This window comes from Nostoc sp. DedQUE08 (assembly GCF_034530895.1).
Classification (GTDB): Bacteria; Cyanobacteriota; Cyanobacteriia; order Cyanobacteriales; family Nostocaceae; genus Nostoc.
Genome location: NZ_JAVRCD010000015.1, coordinates 86,621 through 112,936, shown reverse-complemented (window position 1 = coordinate 112,936; position 26,316 = coordinate 86,621). Strand labels below are relative to the sequence as shown.

Annotated in this window: 27 protein-coding genes; 16 read left to right on the top strand and 11 right to left on the bottom strand. The window is 42.0% G+C overall.

The genetic code is table 11. The features are described from left to right. The first annotated feature begins 78 nt into the window (after positions 1-78). From RMY64_RS12855 to RMY64_RS12840, 4 genes are all read left to right on the top strand, one after another. A complete protein-coding gene (locus RMY64_RS12855) occupies positions 79-720 on the top strand; it encodes a Uma2 family endonuclease (RefSeq protein WP_322686327.1) in 642 nt (213 codons plus the stop codon). A gap of 686 nt (positions 721-1,406) precedes the next feature. Continuing rightward, a complete protein-coding gene (locus RMY64_RS12850) occupies positions 1,407-1,691 on the top strand; it encodes an HU family DNA-binding protein (protein WP_010998076.1) in 285 nt (94 codons plus the stop codon). Positions 1,692-1,717: 26 nt separating this feature from the next. Further along, positions 1,718-2,782, top strand: coding sequence for a threonine-phosphate decarboxylase CobD (gene cobD / locus RMY64_RS12845; protein WP_322686328.1), 1,065 nt, complete (start codon positions 1,718-1,720; stop codon positions 2,780-2,782). A gap of 134 nt (positions 2,783-2,916) precedes the next feature. Next, on the top strand, positions 2,917-4,368 hold the full coding sequence (locus RMY64_RS12840) for an NAD(P)/FAD-dependent oxidoreductase (RefSeq protein WP_322671754.1): 1,452 nt from the start codon (positions 2,917-2,919) through the stop codon (positions 4,366-4,368). Between the two features lie 256 nt (positions 4,369-4,624). On the opposite strand, the gene RMY64_RS12835 is transcribed toward RMY64_RS12840, so the two are convergent. From RMY64_RS12835 to RMY64_RS12820, 4 genes are all read right to left on the bottom strand, one after another. Then, positions 4,625-5,188 (bottom strand): hypothetical protein, encoded by a 564-nt coding sequence (locus RMY64_RS12835; RefSeq protein WP_322671755.1) that lies wholly within the window; start codon positions 5,186-5,188, stop codon positions 4,625-4,627. A gap of 111 nt (positions 5,189-5,299) precedes the next feature. Beyond that, on the bottom strand, positions 5,300-5,893 hold the full coding sequence (locus RMY64_RS12830) for a DUF4360 domain-containing protein (RefSeq protein WP_322671756.1): 594 nt from the start codon (positions 5,891-5,893) through the stop codon (positions 5,300-5,302). A gap of 682 nt (positions 5,894-6,575) precedes the next feature. Next, positions 6,576-7,283 carry a phosphatidate cytidylyltransferase gene (locus RMY64_RS12825; RefSeq protein ID WP_322700219.1) on the bottom strand — a complete coding sequence of 236 codons (708 nt, stop codon included), beginning with the start codon at positions 7,281-7,283 and terminating at the stop codon, positions 6,576-6,578. A 118-nt stretch (positions 7,284-7,401) separates the two neighbouring features. Further along, the gene (locus RMY64_RS12820; protein WP_322700229.1) at positions 7,402-9,171 is read right to left on the bottom strand and encodes a DUF3685 domain-containing protein; all 1,770 of its coding nucleotides are present in this window, start codon (positions 9,169-9,171) and stop codon (positions 7,402-7,404) included. 143 nt (positions 9,172-9,314) lie between these two features. On the opposite strand from RMY64_RS12820, the gene RMY64_RS12815 reads away from it, so the two are divergent. Beyond that, a complete protein-coding gene (locus RMY64_RS12815) occupies positions 9,315-12,347 on the top strand; it encodes a pentapeptide repeat-containing protein (RefSeq protein WP_322700218.1) in 3,033 nt (1,010 codons plus the stop codon). A 117-nt stretch (positions 12,348-12,464) separates the two neighbouring features. Here the strand turns inward: RMY64_RS12815 and RMY64_RS12810 are convergent, their stop codons facing one another. Continuing rightward, positions 12,465-12,911: a Fur family transcriptional regulator gene (locus RMY64_RS12810; RefSeq protein WP_322700217.1), complete on the bottom strand. Its 447-nt coding sequence runs from the start codon at positions 12,909-12,911 to the stop codon at positions 12,465-12,467. A gap of 663 nt (positions 12,912-13,574) precedes the next feature. On the opposite strand from RMY64_RS12810, the gene RMY64_RS12805 reads away from it, so the two are divergent. Further along, positions 13,575-14,045, top strand: a complete 471-nt coding sequence (locus RMY64_RS12805; protein WP_322686381.1) for a CRR6 family NdhI maturation factor — start codon at positions 13,575-13,577, stop codon at positions 14,043-14,045. A gap of 440 nt (positions 14,046-14,485) precedes the next feature. On the opposite strand, the gene RMY64_RS12800 is transcribed toward RMY64_RS12805, so the two are convergent. After that, on the bottom strand, positions 14,486-15,445 hold the full coding sequence (locus tag RMY64_RS12800; protein WP_322671760.1) for a glycosyltransferase family 9 protein: 960 nt from the start codon (positions 15,443-15,445) through the stop codon (positions 14,486-14,488). Positions 15,446-15,514: 69 nt separating this feature from the next. Between RMY64_RS12800 and ispD the strand changes: the two genes are divergently transcribed. From ispD to RMY64_RS12785, 3 genes are all read left to right on the top strand, one after another. Next, complete coding sequence (gene ispD / locus RMY64_RS12795; RefSeq protein WP_322686333.1) at positions 15,515-16,204, top strand: 2-C-methyl-D-erythritol 4-phosphate cytidylyltransferase; 690 nt, start codon at positions 15,515-15,517, stop codon at positions 16,202-16,204. A gap of 224 nt (positions 16,205-16,428) precedes the next feature. Continuing rightward, positions 16,429-16,977, top strand: a complete 549-nt coding sequence (gene scpB / locus RMY64_RS12790; RefSeq protein WP_322686334.1) for an SMC-Scp complex subunit ScpB — start codon at positions 16,429-16,431, stop codon at positions 16,975-16,977. A gap of 171 nt (positions 16,978-17,148) precedes the next feature. Beyond that, positions 17,149-17,496 carry a DUF760 domain-containing protein gene (locus RMY64_RS12785; protein WP_322671763.1) on the top strand — a complete coding sequence of 116 codons (348 nt, stop codon included), beginning with the start codon at positions 17,149-17,151 and terminating at the stop codon, positions 17,494-17,496. A gap of 97 nt (positions 17,497-17,593) precedes the next feature. Here RMY64_RS12785 and RMY64_RS12780 read toward each other — a convergent pair whose 3' ends face one another. Then, a complete protein-coding gene (locus RMY64_RS12780) occupies positions 17,594-18,802 on the bottom strand; it encodes an HhoA/HhoB/HtrA family serine endopeptidase (RefSeq protein ID WP_322671764.1) in 1,209 nt (402 codons plus the stop codon). Between the two features lie 329 nt (positions 18,803-19,131). Here RMY64_RS12780 and RMY64_RS12775 point away from each other — a divergent pair, with 329 nt between their 5' ends. Then, the gene (locus tag RMY64_RS12775; protein ID WP_322671765.1) at positions 19,132-20,022 is read left to right on the top strand and encodes a M23 family metallopeptidase; all 891 of its coding nucleotides are present in this window, start codon (positions 19,132-19,134) and stop codon (positions 20,020-20,022) included. Positions 20,023-20,086: 64 nt separating this feature from the next. Here the strand turns inward: RMY64_RS12775 and RMY64_RS12770 are convergent, their stop codons facing one another. The 3 genes from RMY64_RS12770 to RMY64_RS12760 all read right to left on the bottom strand — a co-directional run bounded on the left by RMY64_RS12770 (position 20,087) and on the right by RMY64_RS12760 (position 21,697). Further along, positions 20,087-21,124, bottom strand: a complete 1,038-nt coding sequence (locus tag RMY64_RS12770) for an isochorismatase (RefSeq protein WP_322671766.1) — start codon at positions 21,122-21,124, stop codon at positions 20,087-20,089. A 73-nt stretch (positions 21,125-21,197) separates the two neighbouring features. Further along, positions 21,198-21,479, bottom strand: coding sequence for a type II toxin-antitoxin system mRNA interferase toxin, RelE/StbE family (locus RMY64_RS12765; protein WP_322671767.1), 282 nt, complete (start codon positions 21,477-21,479; stop codon positions 21,198-21,200). Further along, a complete protein-coding gene (locus RMY64_RS12760) occupies positions 21,479-21,697 on the bottom strand; it encodes a hypothetical protein (RefSeq protein ID WP_190955524.1) in 219 nt (72 codons plus the stop codon). The genes RMY64_RS12765 and RMY64_RS12760 overlap by 1 nt, the downstream gene beginning before the upstream one ends. On the opposite strand from RMY64_RS12760, the gene RMY64_RS12755 reads away from it, so the two are divergent. The 4 genes from RMY64_RS12755 to ctpC all read left to right on the top strand — a co-directional run bounded on the left by RMY64_RS12755 (position 21,696) and on the right by ctpC (position 25,534). After that, positions 21,696-21,863: a hypothetical protein gene (locus RMY64_RS12755; RefSeq protein ID WP_322671768.1), complete on the top strand. Its 168-nt coding sequence runs from the start codon at positions 21,696-21,698 to the stop codon at positions 21,861-21,863. The two genes, RMY64_RS12760 and RMY64_RS12755, sit on opposite strands and share 2 nt — an antisense overlap. 44 nt (positions 21,864-21,907) lie before the next feature. Further along, entirely contained in the window at positions 21,908-22,486 is a 579-nt protein-coding gene (locus RMY64_RS12750; RefSeq protein WP_322671769.1) for an SMI1/KNR4 family protein, read from the top strand. Between the two features lie 246 nt (positions 22,487-22,732). Next, positions 22,733-23,959, top strand: coding sequence for a (E)-4-hydroxy-3-methylbut-2-enyl-diphosphate synthase (gene ispG / locus RMY64_RS12745; RefSeq protein ID WP_322671770.1), 1,227 nt, complete (start codon positions 22,733-22,735; stop codon positions 23,957-23,959). Between the two features lie 291 nt (positions 23,960-24,250). Beyond that, on the top strand, positions 24,251-25,534 hold the full coding sequence (gene ctpC, locus RMY64_RS12740) for a carboxyl-terminal processing protease CtpC (RefSeq protein ID WP_322700216.1): 1,284 nt from the start codon (positions 24,251-24,253) through the stop codon (positions 25,532-25,534). Between the two features lie 78 nt (positions 25,535-25,612). On the opposite strand, the gene RMY64_RS12735 is transcribed toward ctpC, so the two are convergent. Further along, a complete protein-coding gene (locus tag RMY64_RS12735; protein WP_322700215.1) occupies positions 25,613-25,798 on the bottom strand; it encodes a DDE transposase family protein in 186 nt (61 codons plus the stop codon). Between the two features lie 135 nt (positions 25,799-25,933). On the opposite strand from RMY64_RS12735, the gene RMY64_RS12730 reads away from it, so the two are divergent. Continuing rightward, a complete protein-coding gene (locus RMY64_RS12730; RefSeq protein WP_322700214.1) occupies positions 25,934-26,071 on the top strand; it encodes a hypothetical protein in 138 nt (45 codons plus the stop codon). After that, positions 26,068-26,268 carry a DUF6887 family protein gene (locus RMY64_RS12725; protein WP_322689459.1) on the top strand — a complete coding sequence of 67 codons (201 nt, stop codon included), beginning with the start codon at positions 26,068-26,070 and terminating at the stop codon, positions 26,266-26,268. Before RMY64_RS12730 ends, RMY64_RS12725 begins: the two co-directional genes overlap by 4 nt. Positions 26,269-26,316: the final 48 nt, after the last annotated feature.

The window sequence follows — 26,316 nt, the reverse complement described above, 5'->3', positions numbered from 1 at the left end:
CAATATAATATAACGAATTTGGTAATAGGTTCGTAGGGATACGGTACTGGAAAAAGTTTTGTTGCAAAGAAATGAACTATGGTGGCAATAACAACATCCGCAGAAAATAGGGTTTTACTTCAAAATATCAGCTGGCAGACATTTAAAACCATGTTGGCTGAAATGGGTTCGGATCGTAACTCCCGACTGGCTTATGACAATAGAACCGTAGAAATTATGACCCCACAAATGCCGCATGAGAACTCAAATCGCTTAATAGAGGTTTTTGTTGGCGTGTTGTGCGAGGAGTTGGGCTGGGAAATTAGACGCGCTGGTTCATTAACTTTAATGCGGGATGATTTGCAGCGGGGAGCCGAACCAGATAGTAGCTATTACATCCAAAATGAAGCGCTAGTTCGAGATAAAGAAAATATTGACATAGCTATCGACCCGCCCCCTGACCTAGTGCTGGAAGTGGAATATTCTAGGTCTGCAATAGACAAGCTGAGGCTTTATGCTGCGATGGAAGTCCCTGAATTTTGGCGCTATAACGGCAGTGTGTTGCGAGTCTACACGCTTGCAGATGGGCAATACTCAGAAGTCGAAACCAGCCCTACTTTTGCACCTGTGTCGGTCAAGGAGATTCCTCGGTTTATCCAAGAAGCTAAGAAGAATGGGGAAATTGATACTACCCGTGCTTTTCGGGCTTGGGTGCAACAGAAAATTTCTGCTAAGGAATAGGTTTGTTCAGTGCCTACGTTCGTTGTACCCCTACGGTAAGCTACGCGTAACGGATGCACCAGAAAAAGTTTTTGCAGCGTAGTTTACCGCCGTAGGCATCGCCCCATAAATGTTAAGAAACATGTAACTAATGGATAGCCTTCTAGGGGAGAAGTTTTAATTTTTCCCTCTTCGCTACTAAAGAAGCTTGCTATGGGGTTAAATTTCGCATTGGATTTTCCACATCAGATAAAAAGTGAGCAAAATCTGCGACTTTTTAGAGAAATTGGGAATCTGAGCCTTCAATTTCCATAAAAATTGGTTAATCTCAGCAATAACTCTTCAACATCGTTAATCAATGCCAACAAACATTGACCATCTTCCACCTCCTACTCCCCTGTTTTCTTTGCAATTGCGGGATTTACTAAGTATTTTTTCCTACTTTTGGGGTGGTTTTTAGTGAAACAAGTACCCTAAAATTACAAAAAATCCTGAAATCTATATAAATTAATGGTTTCATCTATCCACATCAGGCTACTACACCTTAGAATGATTCATTGAAAAGTCGAGCCGATGGGATGTACAGCCGTTTTGAGAAAAAATACTCCCAAAGGATGATTTTTGTATTTCCGCAAACACAGATTTCAGTACGGATGTATTAATGTGTATCCGTACTGAAATCTCAAGTAAACCTTCAGGAGTTTGACATGAACAAAGGTGAATTAGTTGATGCCGTAGCTGAAAAGGCTAGTGTTACCAAGAAACAAGCGGATGCAGTCTTAACTGCTGCTCTAGAAACGATTATTGAAGCGGTTTCCTCTGGTGATAAGGTGACATTGGTGGGATTTGGCTCATTTGAATCACGGGAACGTAAAGCTCGTGAAGGTCGCAACCCGAAAACAAATGAAAAAATGGAAATTCCAGCGACGAGGGTTCCTGCCTTCTCCGCAGGAAAACTGTTTAGAGAAAAGGTAGCACCCCCAAAAGCATAGGTTCTGTCTTCGGGAACCCTTTTTTAATGCGGCAACCTGCACACGGGGGAAATTTAGCCTGGGCAGCAGCACTGGCTGGCTGTCCCCCTGATGCTATTCTGGATTTTTCTGCTAGCATCAGCCCGTTGGGGCCTCCAAACAGCGCGATCGCTGCTATTAAGTCCCAAATTGGTAATCTTAAGCACTATCCAGACTCAAACTATAGTGAACTGAGACTAGCTCTCAGTCACTTCCATCAATTGCCGTCAGAGTGGATTCTGCCGGGTAACGGCTCCGCAGAATTACTCACTCTAATCGGTAGGGAATTAGCTCAATTAGCCGCAACAATTTTGATTACTCCAGCCTTTGGCGATTACTACCGAACCTTGGCAGCGTACAACGCTAATGTGCTGGAGTGTCCTTTGTCATTGGTCATTGACAAAGGACATAGACGCCCCAGCGGCTTCCCGCAGGGTAGGACGAAGGACAAAGGACTATTGCTGAATAATCCGCACAACCCAACCGGAAAACTATTTTCACGGGAGTCTATTTTGCCCTACCTGGAGCAATTTGCTTTGGTTGTGGTGGATGAAGCATTTATGGATTTTGTGCCGCCCAATGAGGAACAAAGCCTGATTCCGGTGGTGCAGGAATATCCGAATTTAGTAGTGTTGCGATCGCTGACCAAATTTTACAGTCTCCCAGGACTGCGATTGGGATATGCGATCGCACACCCCGACTGCCTAGCTAAGTGGCAGCTATGGCGTGACCCTTGGCCTGTAAACACGCTAGCGGCAGCAGCGGCAATTGCGGCACTCCAAGATACGGAGTTTCAGCAGCAAACCTGGGCATGGCTACCACCTGCACGAAACCAACTGTTTCAGGGTTTAGCTGAAATCCCAGGATTGCAACCCCAAGCAAGTGCTGCTAACTTTTTACTGGTTGAGTCCCAAGAATCTACTTCCCATTTACAGCAACAATTACTTAAGTATCACCAGATTTTAATCCGCGATTGCCTTAGTTTTAAAGAACTAGGCGATCGCTTTTTCCGGGTTGCTGTACGTCAAGAGTCTGATAACCAACGCTTACTAACAGCGCTAAAAGAGAGTTAGGAGTTATAAGTTATAAGTTAGGAGTTATAACTTATAAAAGGTTTTAATTCTTAACTGTTAATTCCTAACTCTTAACTCCTAACTCCTAATTCTTAACTCCTAACTCTTAACTCCTAACTCTAATCTAAATTCACGTGACCGTTGACTACGATGTTGTAATTATTGGTGGCAGTCTTGCTGGATACTATGCTGCACTTGCTGCAACCCAACTACATGCTACAGTTGCCCTGGTACAACCCAAAGTAGACTACGGGTTTACTCATCACCATGCTCTTACCGAAATTGGTAAACTAGCGCAGAAGTTGAAGGATGCGGCTGGTTTTGGTATTCATGCCACACACACTGATACCTCACAAGAATGCCAAATATCTATGGCATGGCAAGAAGCGATGCTGTATGCTCAATGCGTCGCTTCAAATCTCCAAGAACAGTATTCCCCAGCCATTCTAGCTGCGCAGGGAGTCGATGCGATCGTTGGCAGTGGTCAGTTTCAATCTTCACCTCAATTGGCATTTGCCGTTAACAATCGCCTACTACGCGCCCGTACTTATTTGCTAGCCAGTGGTTCGCGTCCAGAAATTCCAGAGATTGAAGGATTACAAGCCACTGGCTATCTAACCCTTTCTAATATTTGGCAATCGTTCCAGGGAACGACATTACCCAAAAATTGGGTAATTATCGGTGGAATTCCCCAAAGCATTGAAATTGCTCAAACTTTAGCAAGGTTTGGTTGCAGTGTGACGCTGGTAGTCAAGCATCCTTATGTTCTTCCATATCTAGACCCTGAGATAGCTACATTGCTTCAGGCGCAGCTAGAAGTCGAAGGTGTGCGCGTACTCACCGAAAAACCAGTAACTCAGGTGAGGGTAATTGAAAATAAAAAGTGGATTCAAGCAGGAGATAAGGCCATTGAAACTGATGAAATTTTAGTGGCGACTGGCCAACAGCCGAATCTTGAATTTCTAAATTTGGCAACAGTAGGTGTGAAATGGCATCGGCGTAGCTTAGTAGTAAATGATAAACTGCAAACCACTAACCACCGCATTTATGCTTGTGGTGATGTAATTGGTGGTTACGACTTTGCCAATATCGCTAATTATGAAGCAAAAATTGCCCTGAACAATGCACTATTTTTCCCTAGATTACGAGTAAATTATTCCTCAATTCCTTGGGCGATATTTTCTGCGCCGATGCTGGCGCAAGTGGGTTTGACAGAGGCACAGGCAAAACGCCAATTTCGTCGAGATGAAGTTTTAGTTTTGCGACAGTATTTTAAAACAGTGGCAGCAGCCCAACTTCGGGATGAAACCACTGGTATGTGTAAATTAATTGTGCTACGCAATGGAGAAATTTTAGGGGCTTCGATATTGGGGGCAGAAGCTGGAGAATTAATTAATTTGATTGCCTTGGCAATATCACAAAAAATTAAAGTTAAACACCTAGCAAATTTATCTCCTGCCTATCCCAGTTTCTCAGAAATTCTGGAACAAACTGCAAGAGAGTGGAGTAAGCAAAAGTTAAATACCAACATTCCTTTGCAAGAGTTTTTAGAAGGCTTCTTCCATGTCCGTCGCAATTGGAATTAGCACTTACGTACGGAGTTGTCACTATAATAACTTAAACAAGGTATTGATATAGGACTCCAATTTAATTTCTGAAAACATTTTGAAACTGAAAACCCCGTTTTCTAAGGGTTTTATCTAAAATATCGTTCAAAAATCAGATATTAGTCCTATATCATTACTGACTTTGCAGTTCTCGCTGCCTTTGCTAATATTGACAGCACCTCGATCGCAGACCAACCTCATCAGAATTGGGGAGCATTCCTCAAAATTGAGCTTATTATTTTTGTTGAAGTGTAAATTTGAAATCTGTCAACTCTAATTCTCCTCCGGTTGTTGTTAATACTAAATTAATGCCTAAAACACTTTTTCCTGTAGTTGTATAGTTAGTTGGAAGTATTTGCTTGGTCAAATCAAAATTTATAGTACTTTCATATCTTATTTGATATGGAGTTGGTTTATCGCCAAGTAAAAACGATGTGATAGCTACTTGTGCTGGTGCTTTCTTGACTACACCTTTTACAGCTAAAGGCACGAGTCTAAATTGCTTTTGAGTATTAGAGGTATCAATTCTAATGATACATCTAGCCCTTGACGATTGTGCCTTTACAGTTATAGGAGCGCGAAGCGTAAACTGATTTATTTGCGGATTGAAGCTTATATTACATCCTCTGTTAACCGAAAATCGCGGCTGGTCGTTTACTGGAGCAGCAGTGCTAGATGAATTGGCATCATAACAGAAAAAAAACAAGCACATTAATATGAAAAAATTACGTGCATTACTCAATCTCAACATAACTTCGTCTCCATGAACAGAAATTTGTAATTTTAAAGAAGAATACATTCGGTAGATTCAATGAGTGGGGGATTTAGACTCACCACTCATTGAAGACCACTAAATTTGGAATTTGGTGCGTGTATCACCATCTATCCCCAGAATCGCTAAAAGCAACTATTAACAACGCTTTAGGTCAAAAGAAAGTATCACATCTCCAGCATTGAGATCGGCTGTATCAACAAAAATAGAACTTCCTGCTGAGGATTGTGCAGTCAGATTAATACCTAATAATCCTTGTCCACCACCACTACATAAACCTGTAGCAGCTAAAACAGTAATCTCATCTTGCTCTGCAAATGCCTTACTAGATGTAAACTTGCTAGTTTTAGGGGAAGCTACGGCTTGACCAAGAGCACCACCACTAAAGCTATAAGTTCTGCTTAAGCTGGTACCTTTACTCTTGCTATTAATATCAGTAGTTCCTTGGTACAGTACTTGTACATTTTGGATGATGAAACCACTTGGAATAAAACTTTGAACGCGTAAAATACACTTTTTACGGTCACCACTGAATGCACTAAAGTTATCCAAGATGAGCGATAAGGTTCTACCATCCTCTCCAACAAGCTGATCGGCAACCTTACATCCACCAGACCCGATTGCATCTCCAAAAGTAATACTAGGCTCATCAGCCAAAGCTTTGTTCGCGATCGCGTTGATTCCAAGAATTGTAGATAGAGACAGTAATACACCAAATTGTTTAAAGTTCATATTGATTGTACCTATGTTGCTAGAGTTGTTTTTTGATGAAAAATGCATTCAGAAGCTAGAAGGTACGAGATATGAAGGCATTTCTGCTTTAATCCCACCCTTAAAAGCATGAGATTGAAGCAAGGATGCTTTGTGTCTGTGTTATATCTCGACACAATTTTGTTCTAGTAATGGGCAATCACCCACAACTAAAGTTTTGATTGATACTTACAGGCTTCTGCCTTCTTCAATTGTGGGAAATCCTTTCAGGTATGCTTTGACAATTTCTGCTAAATCAGAAAATGAAGCATAACAGTGTATCGCTGGAGTTAAGAGAAACAAGATGGAAATCAGGCTACAAGATGTATTCTTGCTGTATTGCCCATGTGGGGAAGATCATATAGTTGTCTCAATCAAAAAATATGTGTTCTCGATCACAGATATCTTGTGTTTACGAACACTGCCAATTTCAAAATAGTAGTATTGTAGTATGAAGTAGCAGTACTCCAAAGTTAGGTGCTAAAAATTAGGGGTATAAATCGCCGAATTAATAGTGCGATACCGATAGCGCAGCGTTAGTGAGCCGTCAAGCGTCACAGCCCGCCGCAGATATCGCACTGAAATAGCTATTTTTATTGAGAATCTATATTATGAGTGGCTGAAATTCTAGTTGTAGATTGGGAACGAAGTAATTAAAAGTGCCTTAAAAACCCTGCATGAAAATCCAAACTACTCCCGCCGCTGTTAGAGGTACGCTGAGGTTATCTGTGCCGTGGGGCGAGACTGCCTCTGCTAAGGTTGCAAAAGTAGCAGTTATCACCGCCGTCAACAATGCCCATCCGAAACTTAAAGGCTTTGCTAGGGGACTTAGCAAAGAACCAGGTAGCAGTAACAGCACCAAGAAAATCACTACTGTACTCGCTACAAACATTGCTGCTGAACCTTCCCAGGAACGCACAGAACTTCCCACTTGGTATTTATGCTGCCCAAAACGTTTACCGATTAATGCTGCTAGTGCGTCACCCCAGGTCATTGCCATTATCCCAGCTACGGCGATCGCAACGCTATCTACTGGCCCATCTGGTCGCCACAGTAGCCCGAACAGTAGTGTCACTGAGATAGCAAAATAAACCGTACCAGGTGAGCTATCCTGAGTATCCATTGCGCCGATGATTCGGTAGCGGTAAAACAAGTAGTTCAGTCCGATAAAGGTAGCAAAAGGTATAATTCCGATTTCCCAATTCTTAAACAGTAGCAGAACTCCGAAAGCCCACATCCCTGCACCAATATGGATTACTTTGCGGGTCAAATCCGGCTTTACACCAAACAGCCTACGTAGTCCCTCGCCAATCACAAGCAGACTGATAGCGTAAACATAAGAAATTGCTAGTCCGATAAAATCATTTGTCATTTGTCATTTGTCATTTGTCATTGGGCACTTGTACTGAGCGAAGTCGAAGTATTGGGCATTGGGCATTGGGCATTGAGTTATTTCCCTTGTCCCCTCCTTCTCATCTTTGCCTGCTGGTTCACTTAGATCGATCGCTATTTCGTCTAAAGTTCTTTTCTACTGACGAAACGCTACCAATACCTTGAAGAATACCACGACCGATTAAACCTAAACCCCGACCAACTATTTGGGTAAGGATAAAAACTATACCGCTACCGAAAACTGCTAATAGTGATTTTAAACGCGGTGCGATCGCATCACTAAATTCTAGGAGCAATGTCACTACTAAGGGAATATTAGAAAGTTTTACTAACTCCTGATTTCGAGGGGCATAAACTGAAGTATTAGCAATGCCACGAGACGCAATTACAAATAGCTCATAACGACTTTCAAAAATGGCTTTTGGTTCATTGATATAATTTCTTAATCTATATTTCCACGACAGATCATTTCTAAATCGTTCAATTTCTCTTGTAGAAATCAATTGGCGTCCATAAAATTTTTGCTTAATCTCTTCTACATCTGCTAAATAATTTAAGAGTGGTTGCACTACTCCATTCGCGACCTGAATCAATAGGTTCTCTAAAATCATTAATGCTTGGGACTTAGCTTCGGCACTTACTACTGGATAGGAGGTATTATCAATGTTTAATTCTGTTTGAAATAAAAGATAAGAATAAAACTCACAAACCAGCGGAATTTGATTGAGAATATCTCTTTGCACAATCTCTGTATTTTGCAACAACAAATTAACAATTTCTATTTTTTGATTAGTTATTTTTAGCCGAGAGAATTTTCCAAAAAAATCTGTAATTGCTGCTTGCCATAAATCACATAGCAAAGTATTTTGTAGTTCATATAATTGATTTATCTCTATTTGAGAAGTACGCAGTTCATCCAACTGTTCAGCTAATTTTTGTAGGATTAGATAAAGTAATTCTCGTTTTTTATCTTCACGAAAGATATCAATTTCTAAAGGTATATCTGTGATATTTCGTAAAGGAAATTGAAGTTTAGCAACACAAGATGTAAACAAGGCAGATTGTAGGGTTCCCGGACTCAGTAAAGGTAATACAGTTTGCCTTTTCTGAATGTCACCACTTAATAAAGGAGTTAAAGGTGGCTCATCTGCAAGCGGAATCTGTTCCTCTTGCCTTTCTTGTGATGAAACCAACAACCGATTTAGCAACCAACGAGCCGCTAACAGTTCTCGCCGCTGTCCAGCTAGAGTGGCTCGATCTAGTAATGGCAGTCCAGGAGTTTGTAATTGTGCTGTTACTGCGGCTAGGGTAGCATCAATGTTAGCGATTCCTGACAAACGTAAATTATTTCGCAGTTTAAAGAAGGGGAGTGAGGAGTAGGGAGTAGAGACGCGATTAATCGCGTCTGTACAGGAGTTAGGAGTTATTACTGCTTCTGTGTCCTGGAACCAATAAGAACCACCATCTGCAACTTCTTGGATGGCGGCGATTAACTCAGGAAGTGGTGTACCTTTGGAGCAGTAGCCATTGATACCAAGAGATTTCGCAGCTAATAGCAGTCCTTGTTCTTGAATAGAACTGAGGAGCAGGATTGGTAGGTTGGGATATAAGGCTCTGAGTTGCCGACAGAATTGTAAACCTAGCTGTTGACTGGTGGTAGAGCGACCATTGCCAAATTCTAAAACTATCAAATTTACCTGGTTAGGGTCTTTTTCGGCAATTTCTGCTAGAATCTGCAAGGCAATGGTATCAGTTTCTACAACTGCGATCGCTTCCAGGTTAGGAATCGCTTCCAGAGCTACCCGTAATCCCAGACGAAAAATCGGGTCTTGGTCGATTAACAATAATTTTAAAGGGCGATCGCTCATAATCCACTCAATTAGATCGGCACTGTTTTTTACCAATCAGAAAACAACTTTGATATAAAACTTTGTCTTCCCCATTGTCATCTGTTTTCGCAAACTGATAAATCGATCGTAATTGCCATAAACAGCTTTCACTGTGTGATTAAATGAACCTGAGTATTCGGCACTGGTTGGCAGAACGCCATATTGCAATCAATCAAATCAGAGAGTTTTCTGAGGGGCAATTGGCAGGTATTGCCTACCGTATTGTTCAGGATATGGAACTCAAAAGCCTGATGCCTTTTGATATCTGTATCTTGGTAGAGGTTTTAGAACTGCCCTTAAGTATTGTTTGGGAAGAAATTAGTGTCATTTCCCAGTTGACAGAAAAACTGTTGCGTAGCCTCAGCCAAAAAAAACCGTTAAAACGTAACGAAGGGACATGGCTAGCGTTTCAAATTGCCTATCTCCAAGCTTTGCAAGCAATTCTAGAGCAGGAAGCAAGCCTACAAAAACCGTGGTTAGACCGAGCAATTATACCCATACAAGCACACATACTTAAAGAAGATGTGGGTAAACTCATTTTCCAAGATTCGCAACTACAAGGATTGCTAAAAACTCTCAGCCCAGGTAAATTGACTGATACTCAAGCTGAACAAGCACTGTCTTCGGTTGCAGATTCATTACTAGTGCAACAAATAAATAATGCTACTATCGCTTGGTTAGTTGCCAATGGTGCAGAGGAACCGGAAGCAAAACTTCTAACACAGCGTTTAGTCAACTCACTTCCTGGTGACATACTAGTAGTCGTCACTGAGAATGCTGCACCTTTAGCCCAACTGCAAAAATTTTTCCGTTTGGGGATCTCATTATCTCCCAGTTTCATTACCCCAGAAGTTGGTTCTACAGTCAGTGAAAAAATTGATTTGCACCGAGAACATTACCGTGCAAGTTTGATTAAAAACCTCAGTATCCCTTTACTGATGGAATCCTTTGCTCTTAAGGATATCTATGTGCCACAAAAAGGCTTACCAATAGAAGAAAATATTTCTGAACAAGATAAAAAAGCTGTTAAACCAGTTGATTTAAAAACATGGGCGCAGCAACAGTTAACTGATTTAGAAACGATCGCTGTTATTGAGTCAGAACCAGGTTATGGAAAAACTAGTTTTTGCCAACTTTGGGCAGCACAGGTAGCACAGGAATTTTACCCTACTTGGATGCCTATAGTAATTAGGTTGCGAGATGTAAAATACGGTAAAACTTTAATCGAAACTCTAACTTCTGCCTTTGGTGTTAATCTTTCAACTTGGTTAGAGCAAGAAAATCTCCCTTGTCTGTTGCTGCTGGATGGTTTGGATGAACTGCCCCATTCTGTCCAGGGTATCAGGGCACAAGCAATTTTTATTCAGCAATTACTAAACCTTCAATCTCAGCACCGCCACAAAATTGTGTTGACAAGTCGCTCAACGACTTTACCAGAAATCGTCTCGGAACTACCGCTATTGTTGAAGCGAATTATTATTCAGCCATTGGATGTAGACGAATTCAAGCAATGGTTTCAACAGTGGGCAAAAGTGCAATCATTACCCATTGCTCAAAATTTATTTACATTATTAAAACAGGCAGGGTTATTTAATAGCCAATCAAAGTTAAGCGAATTATCTCCCCTTATCCGTCAACCCCTAATGCTGCATTTATTGGGCCTCTTGCACCGCGAGGGATTGCTAGATGATGAACTATTGCAGTTAGCAGCTAATACCCAAAAGTCTTTTCTGTTATGGGAAATTCATCATCGTCTGAGTCGATGGTTGTTGGGTTATCCGTTAATTGGTGGGATCAAGACGATGTTACTGCGTTCGGGTACAGCTCATATTCATCGGACTCCAGAAGCGATCGCTAATCTACTCGCTAATCGTCATCCCCAAGATTTACTCGATCGGATGCAAGCGATCGCTCTCAAAATTTTACACTCGCAACGTCATCAAATTAATCTAACTGGTGAATTTAATACTTTACCAGCGTTTTATTTTAAAATTTGGGATGTAAAAAGCTCAGGTGAAAGCGCAGCGAAAAGTAGTTTAATTGAGTTTTCGCATCTTAAGTTAGGAGAATCTCTTTGTGCAGATGCTATTGTTGCCCAACTTAAACTTCTGACTCAGTACCAAGATGAGGCTTATGGTACGCACACTTTTGTACTTGATTCCAGTAGCGTAGCTCAGAATATTTATAATTTATTAGGTTACGGGATACTTAGCCAAGAAATAGAAGAACTAGCGATCGCCGGATTGCGTCGCCAGCAAAAGCACAAATTTTCGTTTGAAGTTTTATTTCAACGTCTTTTATCTTTCTGGCGTGCTTACTGTCAAGGACGTTGGTTAGATGAGGGGATAGCGCACAACGCTTTGACTAATTTTCATGCACTGCAAAACCCTGTGAATGTTGAACAGGTGAATGCTGCGGTGGGACTGAATGTATTTTTATTGCTTTGTGCTTGCTACCGAGAAACAAAAGTTCCATTTTGGCCTTGTGGGAATCCAGTCAATTTGACAGAATTCAATCCAGAAGTGTTGAGTGTGCTAATTGCTAGGACAACGGTTTTACATAAAAGTGCTTTCGCAACCCGAATCAAGTCTCTGGCTGGACTGAATTTATCGGGAGCCTCTTTATTGCAAGTGATGTTAACTGGGGTAAATCTTGAGCAAACAAATTTATCTAATGCGGAGTTAACAGGGGTGAATTTGGCTGGAGCCAATTTGCAACAGGCGAACCTCGCAGGTGCTAACTTACAACACGCAAACCTTGCAGGTGCGAATTTACAACAGGCAAATCTCACAGGCGCAAACCTGCAACAGGCAAACCTGATGGGGACAAATCTTAATTCTGCCGATCTCACCAACGCCTGCTTATTTGACGCTATCCTTGCTGCGACTGACAAAAAATTGGCTGCTGATAATGGAGCCTTGTTCTCTAAAGAGTTGTTTCAAAAACTGAAACATTTGCGTAGTTTACCGCCGCAGGCATCGCAGCAGCGCTTTTTAAACACTGTGAAAATCACGCCAAACACAAACGTTAATTGGAACGAAACCCCTGCGATCGGACTAATTGAAAGCTGTGAAGGCGCAATTTTATCAGTAGATTTAGATGATGATGATGCCGATGATGAGACAGTTTTTGGTAAGAATTCAATTGGAGAATAGGGTATGGGGCATTGGGCATTGGGCATTGGGCATGAAGAAGAGACAAAAGAAACAAGGGAGAGATTTTCAATAATTCCTGCTTGCCCCCCTGCTCCCTGCTCCCCTGCTCCCTGCTCCCTAGACCTCTTGCGGATTGCGGTAGCCAAAAAAGTTAATACTGTACTCAGTAATCCGCACTCCTGTTTCTTCTTCAATTTTGCGGATCAAATCTTCTGGTAGTTCCACATGAACATCAAGAATTTGATTTGTATCCACACAGTTTATGTGACTGTGAGAGTCACTAATGTTGCCGTACAAACGTCCATCACAGCGTTCAATACACTCAATAATGCCTTGACTGGATAGTGCTTCTAAATTTTGATAAACAGAGGTATGACCGATCTCTTTGCCTTGTTGGTTCAAGCGATCGTAAATCTCTCTTGCAGCAAGATGTTCATTTGCTTGCCAAAGTAATTCCAGAATAAAGCGACGCTGACGACTGACGCGCATACCCAGGATTTGACAGCGCTCAAGTGCATCTTCTAAGGAACGAATTGGTTTTGTAGTAATTGTTTGTTTTTGCATATTACAGCTTGTTAACTGTTGGGGGGAATTTTCCCGTCTAAATGTTTATTGGTTATTTAATATATGCAATGATATTGCACACCGCTGTCTCACCTGTACTTATGTTTTGGCTTTTGATGCTGTGAAAGTGACAGGTGGCGATTATGATTTTTTTTGCTTGTTGACGGCTACTTTGTCAGACCTTAATCTAAAACAAACTCATTACAACTTTAACTTAAAATTGCTGTAAATGTCCACCTTGGGGCAGCCATTGCCTTGCCCAAGTAGGCTAATTCTAATGGCGTACCATATTAATCGTGTAGTAATTATTTAATTAGATGCGAGTAATTATAGCAATGATAAAAGTAACATTTAATTTTAGTAAAAATCAGTGAAGTGAATAGCGATAGCCAGTGGCTCATATCAAAGCTAGTAACTAAATGTATATTTGTTATAATCACCGAAAATTAAGCAAAAGTATCAAATAAATTTGATCGAGGTCAGACTTGTGTTTAAACCTTGTATGGGTTGACGAAATTATCAGCAAAAAGTATCAGTAAATACTAATTTATTTATGAAAAAGACATTGTGCGATCAAAAGTCAATGTAGCGTCAATCCCTGAAAGCTGCTACTGTATATTCTCGATCCTACAGTTGAGCATCAAGAAAGTGGCTGCTAAATCAATGACAATTGCGATCGCACTCAATAATGACTTCATTAACAATCTGGATCTGTCCCCTGCATCAACGGTGATTGAAAAAATGCTGCAAGATGGGGTTGTATCCCACGAACAGCAGCTACGCTTTGATGTCAATTACGATCTCCAGCCTGGAGACCCACGGGAACTCTCAGAAATTCCAGAGGTGCGCCTGTGGTTTGTGCGTCTAGATGCCAAATATCCCTGGTTGCCATTTTTACTAGATTGGAAAGCTGGGGAATTTGCTCGTTATGCCGCCATGCTTGTACCACACCAGTTTAGTTCTCAAGAAGGTATTCAGTACAATCCTGAAGCCTTAGAGATATTTTTGATGCACAAAATCTTTATTTTAGGTGATTGGCTGAAACAACAAAACATACCCAGCCTCTCGCGCCTAAAGTCTATGGCGCAAATTCTAGGTTATGAATTAGATGATGCTTTTTTTGAAATATTTTAAATAGCTAATAGGTGATGGAAGAGTTTTGAGAAAATGTTCTTTGTTTTAGTAAACTGTGTGAGGTTATTCTGATATTGCAATATCGTTCAGTTAAACCCTAAATCTTCTGTAGAGAAGCGTTAGCGCATTGACCGACACGAAGTATAATTTCGCGCCTCTATTTGCCGAAATCAATACCAGAAACTTAATTGAATCGTATTGAACTATAGTATATTTTTAAGGATTTTGGGTTTAACTCAACTTTATTGTGGTATAACGCACTAGAATACGATTTGTCTAAATAAAAACTGAAAGCCGTTGTCACAAGTTGGCAACGGCTGAGTGATAAATTATAGAGCTTTTCATTTGTATGCATTATATATTCACCTCTCTCTTTCCAGGAGAGAGGTTTTGAGGCTTACTGTCTGTTCTAGGTATCTAAGTTTGGGAAAACTACTGGTTTAGCCACCCCAAATTTTCTCTAAAACTGTGTTTGGTGAAATATCCGCCGTTTTTCCCGTAAGGGATTCAATAGCTAGGAATTTATCGTTTTTCGGCAACAACTTAGCTGGATTGCTGGGCCCAAAGATGGCAATGGTATAAGTTTGAACTGCAACACTCAGTTGTAGGGCCGCGCTATCAGTAGATAACATCAAATTTGCCCCAGCAATTATGGCAGTTAACTTACCAATATCATCTGGGGCAGTCACCTTGATATCTGGAGAAGACTCCAGAAGCGATCGCACAAACAGCTCATCATCAAGCCCCTTAATAAGCACCACAGGTAAATCCGGCTGCTTTTGTTGGAAGGCTTGAATAATTTGTTGCCAATTCTCGACAGGGTAGATTTTATCCAGTTCTTTAGCCTGGGATAACTGGCCAGAACCCCCATGAATCAAGATATAGCCTGTTTCATGAACCCCTAAACGTTTTTGTTCCTTTTGTGCCCATTCAATATCTGGTTTTGGTACATTTACTGCTAACTCTGGGACAGGGCTATTTATTTCCAACGGTTGCAGCAAGTCGTGATAAACTGCTGCGACATATTGGGATGATTTCAACGGCACAGTATGGGTAAGAAAACCCGATCCTTTGCCTTGGTAGCCAATGCGTATAGGAATTCCCGTCAACCAGAGTAAAAGACCCACCAACCAATTTTGCTTAACAGCAATGGCAACATCGTATTCGCGATCGCGAATTGTCCCAACTAAATTACCCCAATCTGCCAGACTGTTACGGTCATTAAAATCAAAGTTCAGCACCTCGTGAACTGACTTGCTCACTCGGTAGGCAGCCTTTGACCGGGGTTCAACAACGACATCTATCTGAGCATCAGGGTAATGGCGCTTCAGGTCATCTAGAGTCGGAAAGAAGAGAATTTGGTCGCCAATTCCGCCAGGTACAAGGGCTACTACTCGCATAATATTTATTGACGCTTACTCGCTCCCTATTTTAGGGGAAAATATATAGCTTAAAGATTGAGGAATTCTGTGTATTTACTAATTCCAGCTGCGGGAATCGGAAAAAGAATGGGTAGTAACCGCAATAAACTCCTGCTAAGAGTGCGATCGCAACCAATTATTGCTTGGACTTTATTAGCCGCAGAAGCCGCCAGTACAATCAGTTGGATCGGGATCATTTCTCAGTCTAGCGATTGGCCAGAGTTCAATGCAATTCTCGCCGATCTGAAGCTGACTAAACCAGTAGAATTGATTCAAGGCGGCTCCACTCGCCAAGAATCTGTTTACAATGGCTTGCAATCTCTGCCAATAGCCGCAGAACAAGTGTTGATTCACGATGGTGCTAGATGCCTGGTAACATCAGATTTATTTAACTCTTGTGCCGAGGCCATTCGCCACTGTCCCGGTTTAATTGCTGGTGTACCCGTCAAAGACACCATCAAAATTGTCAACGAACAAGGCATAATTCAAGAAACACCCGACAGACGACAACTATGGGCAGCACAAACTCCCCAAGGATTTGATGTCAAGTTGTTGAAACAGTGCCATGCTGAAGGAGTCCGTCAAGGTTGGGAAGTAACTGACGATGCTGCTTTATTTGAAAAGTGCGGCATTGAAGTCCGAATTATCGAGGGAGAAGAGACAAATTTAAAAGTGACCACTCCCCAAGATTTAGCGATCGCAGAATTTATTCTCACAAATAGAGGGACTGGGGATTAGGGACTGGGGACTGGGGGAGCAAGGGAGCAGAGGAGCAGGGGGAGAATAACTCCTAACTCAGCACTCATTACTCATTACTCAACACTGTTTTGCCCAATGCCCAATGCCCAATTTTAAAAAATACTTTGACAATTTACGATATAATGCCACACACTTGTTGATTGTTAGTTGTCATGTACTAATGACCAATGACTAATGACCAATGACAAACGACTAATGACTAAATGATTACAGCCACAGCGACGAAGATAGAAGCAATTCTCTATTTAAAGGGTAAACCCTTGTCGCTCGGCGAAATCGCCGAGTATGCCGCGTGCGATCGCGCCACTGTCAAAGAAGGCATAATTGAACTAATGGACAACTATGCCCACCGAGATAGTGCCCTAGAGGTAGTAGAAACTCCAGATGGTTACAGTTTGCAACTCCGGTCTGATTTTCATGACTTAGTGCAAACGATGATACCAGTAGAATTGGGTGTAGGTGCATTGCGAACTTTGGCAGCGATCGCCCTTAATAGTCCCATACTCCAAAGCGACTTGATTAACCTACGCGGTTCAGGAGTATATCAGCACGTCCCAGAACTCGTTGAACTTGGTTTCATCCGCAAACGCCGAGACAGCGATTCTCGCTCTTACTCACTCCAAGTAACCCCAAAATTCCATCAGTATTTCCAAATCGAACAACTTCCACAAATACTTTCTACAAATCAGAAGGAAGAACAACTAGAACTAGAACTAGAACTAGAACTAAAGGCAGTGGCGAGTGGGGAGTAAAGAAGGGAATAGGGTACAGGTTACAGCGTACAAATTATTCCCTATAACCTGTCATCTGTCATCTCTCCCCTAATCACACTCCCCTTCTCTTGACTTATACCCGTGGTGAATGCGCTACTCTTGTTCTATGGTTTAGAGTAGAGTTAGCAATTAAGCTAAATAAAACTGCCAATGGTGTTTAATCCTGACTTTTTGAATGACAACTCCGAGGAACACCCTAATCAACTTGTTTCCGACCACTCTGAGGAATACCCTAATCAGTTACTCAAATATCTACAGCATCAGTCTCCTGATGTTTTAGCTAGGGTTGCTCAGTCCGCCAGCCCCGAAATTAAACAAATCATCTCGCAAAATGTCCAAGGGCTAGTGGGAATGCTCCCGGCAGAAAATTTCAACGTGCAAATCACAACAGATCGGGAGAATTTAGCTGGACTTCTAGCGTCGGCCATGATGACGGGGTATTTTCTGCGCCAGATGGAACAAAGAATGCAGTTAGAGCATTTGTCTAATGGCCAATAGTTAATAGTCGCTAGTCAAACATTCTGGGACTATTGACCAAATAATCACTAATTCGTAATTCGGAATGACCCTCTCTAGAAATTACGAATCATTTTGACTAGTTCTTTTCAGGATAAGCTCCTGATTGGACTTTGAAGGTTTGAACTTTACCACTGCGGTTGACTTCGATCGCTATTATGTCTCCAACTTTGCTCGACTCTACCAGCCTCTGAACTTGGGCTGAAGTTTTGACTGGTTTCCCGTTAATTTTTTGAATCACGTCTCCAGGAAGCAGTCCTCCACGCTTGGCTGGGGAATCATCTGTGACTCCTTTAATCACAATTCCAGCATCCTGCTGAATATTCAGTTGATTTTCTTGATTAATCTGCTGTTTTCTGATGGGAGACAGGTCTGCCATTTCAACACCCAAGAAGGGATGTTCTACACGCCCTTTAGTAAAAAGTTCATTAGCAATGCGGGCGGCGGTTTCAATGGGGATGGCAAAACCGAGTCCTTGAGCATCAGCGCGGATGGCTGTGTTAATACCAATCACCTCGCCTTGAGCGTTTAATAAGGGGCCACCAGAATTACCAGGGTTAATAGCGGCATCAGTTTGGATAAAGCTGACTCGCTTATCGGGGACACCAACTTGAGTGCTAGTGCGATCCGTAGCGCTGATGATACCGATAGTGACAGTATTATCTAAACCCAAAGGATTGCCAATAGCGATCGCCCATTGCCCTGGAATCAGGTTTTGCGAATTGCCCAGTTTTACTGTCGGCAAATCATTCGCTTTTATTTTCACTACCGCCACATCTGTCACAGAATCAACTCCTACCACTTTCCCCTCTAAACTGCGACCATCTTTGAGGGTAACTTGCACTGTATCTGTATCTGCTACTACATGAGCGTTGGTGAGTAATTCTCCATCATCGCTCAAAATAAATCCCGATCCTGTACCGCGCTCAATGCGTTCTTGAGGAATTGGTTGGTCATCCTCTCCGAAGAATCGCCGCAAGATCGGATTTTTCAAAGCGTCAGAGATAGGATTGGCTACTTTGCGAGTCGCATTAATTCGCACTACAGCCGGGCCAACTTTTTGCACTGCCGTCGCAATAAAATTCACGTTATCGCCACCAGTAGCCCCAATAGCTCCGTTAGGAGAATTCGGAACTATGGATTCTGGAGGCGAAGCCATTGTTACATTTTTTAGCTGTTGGAACGAGCGATTTTGGGGAATGAGATAGCGACTGCCAAACAAACCTGCACCACCGCCAATTACCAGTAAAAACACATAAACCGCCAGTTGCTTTAAGGATAACTTCATAATTGTTTTGCTCAAGAACAGCAATGCAGTTGCTAATTTCTAAGTGTAGTCAAGCGAACGGCAAGTGGACAGATCAATTTACGAGAAATTAGGGATTGGGCATTTGTCATTGGGGATTGGGCATTGGGGATTGGGCATTGGGAATTGGGCATTGGGCATGGAGAAGAGACAAAAAAGACAAGAAAGAAGGGGAGACTTGGGAGAGATTTTCAATAATTCGCCCTTGTCCCCTTGTCCCCCTTGTCTCCCCTGCTCCTCTGCTCCCCTGCTCCCCAATTCCCATTCTTCCCATCTAAAATCTAAAGTTAATGCGCTATTGACCTTTATACATGACTTTACCCTTTCGTCAACTATTTCTCTGTAGCTTAAGCGCCTTGGGCCTAGTAAGCATACTGCCATACTCAAACAGTGCTAACGCTGCTGTAAGTGGTTGCTCAACTCCAGCCCTATCTCGCTTCCAACGCCATAAAGTTGTTCGTGGCGAAACTTTGGAGAGCATAGCGCAGCGCTACAATCTCATTCCGACAACTATTATTGGCATGAATCCAGCTTTGCAGAATGGTGCAGCTGCCGCTGTTGGCAGTGTGCTTCAGATTCCTCCCTACAATGGGATTGTAGTCGAAGTGCCTCGCGGTCAAACTTGGCGACAAGTGGCAGCACAATACAAAGTTCGCGCTGATAGCCTGTTTGAGGTGAATGGCTGCCAACAAAACCCCAGAATCGTGTTTGTTCCGGGGGTAAATTGGTCGCCCAATGGTGTTGTAACTAAGTCCCCTTTACCTACTGATGCAGGTACACCAAACCGTGCTTCTTTGTCGGGATATCCCTTAGCGCAAATAGCAACTGTAGGATTAGCTTACGGCTGGCAAATAGATCCGGCGACAGGTGAAGTTTTCTTCCACAGTGGTGTTGACTTATTATCACCAGTTGGTAGTAATGTGGTAGCGATCGCACCTGGAACTGTAGCCTTTGCCAGCGATCGAGGTTCTTATGGCAAATTGGTCATTATTAACCACAGTGGCGGACTCCAAACCCGCTACGCCCAGCTTGACAGTATCAAAGTTACTGTCGGTCAACAAGTGAAAAAAGGAGACTCACTGGGAACAGTAGGCACTAGTGGAAAACCAAGTTCCAGTCAACCGCATCTCCATTTTGAAGTGCGCTCTAGTTCATCTCTGGGTTGGGTAGCAGAAGATCCAAAGGGCTATTTGAAAAAATGAAGTTAGTTTTGAAACGCAGAGGAAATCTCTGTGTTCCTCTGCGAAACCTTTGCGATCCTTTGCGTTAAAAAAAAGATGCTATATTTTCGCTAGATTTTACGATGTGCATTCCTGCTTCTGCAAACCTTTTAAATGCTGCATCTGCCTGTTCTGTGTAGTCCACAACACCAGGAACAACAACAGGAGAAGTGCAATCTTCTAGCAAATAGATTTTTTGAGCAAGGGCAGCATCTACCTGTTTAATTTCTGTTAATAAATCGTCAATTGTCCAGGCGACGCAATGACTTTTAGCTTGACCACCAATAATAACAGTATCAAATTCTAAAAGTTGCTGAATCAGTTGCGTGTTTTTTTGACCAAGTGGACGTTGCTCAAAATCTTCCAACACCTCTGGACGCAAAATAGAGTAATTTTCTGTTAAGGGATTCTCACCTTTGATTTCAAATTGCGTCTGACTCTGACGAGCAATACCGTGAAAAAATATCGCTTCTTCTACCGATGGAACTAAAGCATGACCAATACCACCCAACATAGAATGATAAGGCCAAACTGTGAGGGGATATTTACCGTCTTGACTTAGTTGCTTAACATAATGGTAAGTATGTTTTTCTAATAATTCATAATTGCCATTAGTAACAGTGTCAGCAACTGCTGGATTGACTTTCCAAATACCTTGTTCAATATCTGCTGGTGTAATGCTAGTCGCGGCTGGGGTGGGATGTTGTCCCGCAGCGTTCACCCAAAAGATCGGATGGAAGATTTGGGTTGCTGTGTGGGTATCTAGAGTAGGTACAATTTTTGTAATTACTCCCAAGTTGCGATAGATAAACTCACATAATCTGACATTATCATCCACCGCTCCTTTCCCAGATTTTCCACCTACAAATAGTTCAAATCCAGGGATGCAGAAGGTGTTTTGGACATCAATTAATAGTAGGCAAATACGAGTTTTATCTAAAGATGCAGGTTTGATATCGTGTTGTTTTGCCCAGATTTCAGCTTCGGCGGCACGTTCTTGGTAAGGTACGCGCCAGACTTCGCCGACTTCTTCAGGATTAAAATGTGGGGGAATTGGTAGTTGGGGTGTTATTTGGGTGTTCATAATTACAGCCGCTTTTATTCTGTAATAACATCTATGATTTCAATCCCCCAATTTTCTCAAGTCTAGCGTTACCTTAGTAAACATCATCATGAGAACCTAAGGTCAACAAAGAAATTACTAATTCCCCAGAATCGGGATGAGGAACAAACTCAAATAGAATCCGATTATTGTAGTCTATCGAACAAGCCCATGTACCCAATAAATCCCCTTTAAGTTTATGAGTACGCAAACCAGCGTAAAACGGATCTTCGGCAAGTTGCTGTAATCTTTGCTCAACTACAGAGCGTAATTCTGGATTTCGACGGGCTAAACGCTTAAAATCTCGAATAAATCTTGCACTCCATAGCAGTTGCATCAATCATCTAACTCCGCCATTAAATCAGCAACAGTTCCACTACGTACTTCCCCTTTAGCATAGGCTTCACGAGCTTCTGCAACCGCCTTTAATAAGTCATCCCGCCGCTGTTGTTTGAGGCGTTTTTGGATAATATCTACAAGAATAGCCTGAGCTTCTGGATCTAATGCTTCTACGGCTTCTATGGCTTTCTGGAATGTAGATGTTTTTTCTAGCATGGGCGTCAAAGAATTTGATGATAAGTCTAATTTAGCTGCTAGTAGGAGCGATCGCTCCTCATCCTCTTTACTTAATAGTATATTTGTATTACTAAATAAATTTAGCGATCGCTGTCATCCAAGCTTCGCAACATCACCAACCGTTGATTTAACCACTCATCTGTAAACCAACCATAAGGGAAAATATTTATATTCGAGGCAGCTACAGGTATGCAGGAAATTTGGACAAGAATAGAATTCTGGCTCAAAGCTAATACTCCACAAGTTCTTGATACATTGAACCCTGGAGCATCAGAGAGTCAGATCGAGGCAGTAGAAGATGCTCTGCTGATACAGTTTCCTGATGATGTCAAGAGTTCTTACCGTATCCATAATGGACAATTAGCTTACGATTATGGGCTGATTAATGGACGAGAATTTCTATCTCTTGAACGCATTCAAGATGAATGGCAAGTTTGGAAGGAACTTCTAGATGGAGGTAATTTCGATGATTCTGAAAGTCAGCCAGAACCAGGAATAGGAATTTGTACAGATTGGTGGAGTCCGTTATGGATACCACTAACCTATGACGGTGCTGGCAATCACGATTGTCTAGACTTAGCTCCTGCTAAAGGTGGCAAAATTGGACAAATTATTCAGATGTGGCACGATGACGCCAAGAGAAAACTCGTCGCTTCAAGTTTTCAGAACTGGCTAGAGGAATATGCCACTGGTTTAGAATCTGGTCAATATGTTTTCTCCCATGAATATGGAGGTATAGTCAAAGCGGATAGTATCTGGTGTCTGTAAATTTAGGAGCAACGCAACTTAGTCAGGTTAAAGCGATCGCACTCAAGCTACTCAGTTAAAAGAATTTTTCAGCAATATATCTTTAATAAATGAGCAAAACCTTTGAATTGCTCTTTATTTCTTTGCCTGTCTTATTTTCCTTTTTTTCTACCTAATCGCCCAAAGAGCCACCACCTGTGGCAATCTGGGAAACAGAGATTTATCAAATCTGATATTTTAACCACAGCAAATTTACCTAATCAGGTTATGCAAACTCTGCCCATAGTAGATACTTCAAATACTACATCCAGCCAACCTACCTTTGATACAACTATCAAGCGGCGCAAAACCCGTCCCGTAAAGGTGGGAAATGTCACCATTGGCGGTGGCTACCCCGTTGTAGTACAGTCAATGATTAACGAAGACACCCTTGATATTGATGGTTCCGTGGCTGGTATTCGTCGTCTGCACGAAATAGGCTGCGAAATTGTCCGCGTCACAGTGCCGAGTATGGCTCATGCTAAAGCTTTAGGGGAAATTAAACAAAAATTAATAAAAACTTACCAAGACGTACCCATTGTGGCTGATGTCCATCACAATGGGCTGAAAATCGCCGTGGAAGTTGCCAAGCACATAGAGAAAGTACGGATTAATCCAGGCTTGTATGTGTTTGAAAAGCCAAACATTAATCGCACTGAGTATACTAAAAGCGAATTTGACGAAATTGGCGATAAAATCCGCGAAACCTTAGAACCTCTAGTAGTTTCTTTGCGCGATCAAGGAAAATCGATGCGAATTGGGGTAAATCACGGTTCTCTGGCTGAAAGAATGCTATTTACTTACGGTGACACCCCCGAAGGAATGGTGGAATCTGCCATAGAATTCATCCGCATTTGTGAATCTTTGGATTTCCGCAACTTGGTAGTTTCCATGAAAGCCTCACGAGTCCCGGTGATGGTAGCCGCCTATCGCCTGATAGCCAAGCGCATGGATGAACTGGGTATGGATTACCCGTTACATTTAGGCGTTACGGAAGCCGGTGATGGCGAATACGGGCGAATTAAATCTACGGCTGGTATTGCTACCTTACTTGCTGATGGCATTGGCGATACAATTCGTGTCTCACTAACAGAAGCACCGGAAAAAGAAATTCCCGTCTGTTACAGCATTCTCCAAGCTTTGGGATTGCGAAAAACGATGGTGGAGTACGTCGCTTGTCCTTCCTGTGGGCGCACTTTGTTTAATCTAGAGGAAGTACTGCACAAAGTCCGGGAAGCCACTAAACACTTAACTGGACTAGATATTGCAGTGATGGGTTGTATTGTCAATGGCCCCGGAGAAATGGCAGATGCCGACTATGGGTATGTTGGCAAAACACCTGGTTATATTTCTTTGTATCGTGGTCGAGAAGAAATTAAAAAAGTCCCAGAAGATAAAGGTGTAGAGGAATTAATTAACCTCATTAAGGCAGATGAACGCTGGGTAGAACCTTAAAGGGAGCAGGGGAGCAGGGGAGGCAAGGGGGGACAACAGGGAATTATTGAACAAGTCTCTCCTTATCTTCCCCTTCTTCCTTGTCTACCTTGTCTCTTCTCAATGCCCAATGCCCAATGCCCAATGCCCCATACCCAATCCCCAAAAACTTTGTATCTTTTAACCATCAAGGTCGCCGGATTGTCAAGTATTTTGTTTAAATTAAGGATACATACTCGGTCTGTACAGTGGTAGCCTGTGTTAGATTGAGCATACTGACTATATTATTTTCCCTCTGACGCAGCTGTCATTATGGTGATTACAAAAAATAGGCTTGTTTTGGGTGCTACGGCAGTTACACTCTCCACGATCGCTGTTACTAGCCTTGGCATTCATTCGCGAGGTCAGGCTTTATTTAAAGCAAGTCCTAAAGAATTAGTAGATGAAGTTTGGCAAATTGTTCAGCGCCAATATGTCGACGGTACTTTTAATCAGGTAGATTGGCAAGCTGTTCGTAAGGAATACTTGAGCAAGTCCTACAGTAATCCGCAGGATGCATATAAGTCCATTCGGGAAATGCTGAAAAAGCTAGATGACCCATACACCCGGTTTATGAGTCCAGAGGAATTCAAGAATATGCAGGTGGATACCTCTGGAGAATTGACAGGGATTGGGATCACCATTAGTCAGGATGAAAAAACCAAGCAATTGGTTGTAATTGCGCCAATCGAAGATACACCAGCCTTTAAAGCTGGTGTTTTGGCAAAAGATATCATCCTCAAAATTGACGGCAAAGATACCAAGGGGATGGATACTAACCAGGCAGTATCCTTGATTAGAGGTGAAGCAGGATCGAAAGTCAACTTGACTATTCAACGCGACAAGCAGATAAAACAATTTGATATTACACGGGCGCGAATTGAAATCCATCCAGTTAAGTTTTCTGAAAAGAAAACTCCAGCAGGCAATCTTGGTTACATCCGTTTGAACCAGTTCAGTGCCAATGCTGGTAAAGAAATGCAAACCGCTATCAAAAATTTAGAAAGCAAAAAGGTAGCTGGATATATTCTCGATCTGCGTGGTAATCCAGGCGGCTTACTCTTCTCCAGTGTCGATATTGCTCGGATGTGGATAGATAAAGGTAAGATTGTCTCCACTGTTGAACGCCAAGGAGAGGCAGAAAAGGAAGAGGCAAACGGAAAAGCCTTGACAAATAAACCGTTGGTGGTGCTGGTAGATAAAGGTTCCGCTAGTGCCAGTGAAATCCTCTCAGGGGCTTTGCAAGATAATAAGCGTGCTACTTTGGTCGGTACTCAAACCTTTGGTAAGGGACTAGTGCAATCAGTGCGTCCCCTGGAAGATGGTTCAGGATTAGCGGTGACAATTGCTCATTACTATACCCCCAATGGTACGGATATCAATCACAAAGGCATTTCGCCAGATGTGAAAGTGGATTTGAGCAAAAAGCAGATGGAGGATTTGTGGCTGCATGAACGTGACAAACTCGCGACTCTTGCAGACCCTCAATTCGCTAAAGCGGTGGAAGTGATAGGTAAAAAAATTGCTGTTCAGGGCACATCTACAGCAGAAAAATGAAGAGTTAGGAATAAAGTTAGGAGTGAATAGTGAGGAGTTAGGAATAAAGACCGTCACTATCAACTTCTAACTACTAACTTAAACTGGTTGGCACTTCCCAGCCCTAATGAGTCCGACACGTCGGGCGATCGCTTCTTCTTGCGAACTAAAAGGCCCCCATTGTTCTATAATTTCTAAATTATCGCCGCCAACTTGGTCGCTGGAGATAATTTCACAGTTTCCAGCAGAACGCTTGACAATGTACCAAGTTTGTGAATTGCTCATATTTTAAATAAAAATCTTGTTTTTATAGTAAGAATTTTATGCCATACAGAAAATATCTTCGCACTTGCTGAATCTGGGATTTAGCAAATGTAATCGTATAATTAGTTTTTTTCGGATCAATAATATCTTAGATGCTTGAGTGTAGTTTCTGTAGCTAACTCTACACCCAAAAGATTTTCTCTGTTAATTCGCTATCTTTTGGGCTTTATATTAGCTGGGCAAAATGAAGAAATAGAGCTAGAAATTACACCAGATGGTAGTACAGAACCATGAATAAGGTAAACTATGCAGCAATGAGCGACCAAGAGCTAAAAAGTTACTTTATCACCCACAAGGATGATAAGGAAGCCTTTTATGCTTACATGGATAGACGAAAATCTCGTCATCGTGATGCTGCAATACAATTAAACGATCCGGCTTGGGAAGAAAAAATAATTGCTGTAATTCAGAAACAATTAGGTTCTGATTGATAACTTAATAATTTCATATTTTTAATCGAGGTGAACAAAATTTTTGTA

Coding starts and splice junctions, on each gene's coding strand:
- RMY64_RS12855 (WP_322686327.1), top strand. CDS start 79: ATGGTGGCAATAACAACATCCGCAGAAAATAGGGTTTTACTTCAAAAT.
- RMY64_RS12850 (WP_010998076.1), top strand. CDS start 1,407: ATGAACAAAGGTGAATTAGTTGATGCCGTAGCTGAAAAGGCTAGTGTT.
- cobD (WP_322686328.1), top strand. CDS start 1,718: ATGCGGCAACCTGCACACGGGGGAAATTTAGCCTGGGCAGCAGCACTG.
- RMY64_RS12835 (WP_322671755.1), bottom strand. CDS start 5,188: ATGTATTCTTCTTTAAAATTACAAATTTCTGTTCATGGAGACGAAGTT.
- RMY64_RS12830 (WP_322671756.1), bottom strand. CDS start 5,893: ATGAACTTTAAACAATTTGGTGTATTACTGTCTCTATCTACAATTCTT.
- RMY64_RS12825 (WP_322700219.1), bottom strand. CDS start 7,283: ATGACAAATGATTTTATCGGACTAGCAATTTCTTATGTTTACGCTATC.
- RMY64_RS12820 (WP_322700229.1), bottom strand. CDS start 9,171: ATGAGCGATCGCCCTTTAAAATTATTGTTAATCGACCAAGACCCGATT.
- RMY64_RS12815 (WP_322700218.1), top strand. CDS start 9,315: ATGAACCTGAGTATTCGGCACTGGTTGGCAGAACGCCATATTGCAATC.
- RMY64_RS12810 (WP_322700217.1), bottom strand. CDS start 12,911: ATGCAAAAACAAACAATTACTACAAAACCAATTCGTTCCTTAGAAGAT.
- RMY64_RS12805 (WP_322686381.1), top strand. CDS start 13,575: ATGACAATTGCGATCGCACTCAATAATGACTTCATTAACAATCTGGAT.
- RMY64_RS12800 (WP_322671760.1), bottom strand. CDS start 15,445: ATGCGAGTAGTAGCCCTTGTACCTGGCGGAATTGGCGACCAAATTCTC.
- scpB (WP_322686334.1), top strand. CDS start 16,429: ATGATTACAGCCACAGCGACGAAGATAGAAGCAATTCTCTATTTAAAG.
- RMY64_RS12785 (WP_322671763.1), top strand. CDS start 17,149: ATGGTGTTTAATCCTGACTTTTTGAATGACAACTCCGAGGAACACCCT.
- RMY64_RS12780 (WP_322671764.1), bottom strand. CDS start 18,802: ATGAAGTTATCCTTAAAGCAACTGGCGGTTTATGTGTTTTTACTGGTA.
- RMY64_RS12775 (WP_322671765.1), top strand. CDS start 19,132: ATGACTTTACCCTTTCGTCAACTATTTCTCTGTAGCTTAAGCGCCTTG.
- RMY64_RS12770 (WP_322671766.1), bottom strand. CDS start 21,124: ATGAACACCCAAATAACACCCCAACTACCAATTCCCCCACATTTTAAT.
- RMY64_RS12765 (WP_322671767.1), bottom strand. CDS start 21,479: ATGCAACTGCTATGGAGTGCAAGATTTATTCGAGATTTTAAGCGTTTA.
- RMY64_RS12755 (WP_322671768.1), top strand. CDS start 21,696: ATGGGCGTCAAAGAATTTGATGATAAGTCTAATTTAGCTGCTAGTAGG.
- RMY64_RS12760 (WP_190955524.1), bottom strand. CDS start 21,697: ATGCTAGAAAAAACATCTACATTCCAGAAAGCCATAGAAGCCGTAGAA.
- RMY64_RS12750 (WP_322671769.1), top strand. CDS start 21,908: ATGCAGGAAATTTGGACAAGAATAGAATTCTGGCTCAAAGCTAATACT.
- ispG (WP_322671770.1), top strand. CDS start 22,733: ATGCAAACTCTGCCCATAGTAGATACTTCAAATACTACATCCAGCCAA.
- ctpC (WP_322700216.1), top strand. CDS start 24,251: ATGGTGATTACAAAAAATAGGCTTGTTTTGGGTGCTACGGCAGTTACA.
- RMY64_RS12735 (WP_322700215.1), bottom strand. CDS start 25,798: ATGAGCAATTCACAAACTTGGTACATTGTCAAGCGTTCTGCTGGAAAC.
- RMY64_RS12725 (WP_322689459.1), top strand. CDS start 26,068: ATGAATAAGGTAAACTATGCAGCAATGAGCGACCAAGAGCTAAAAAGT.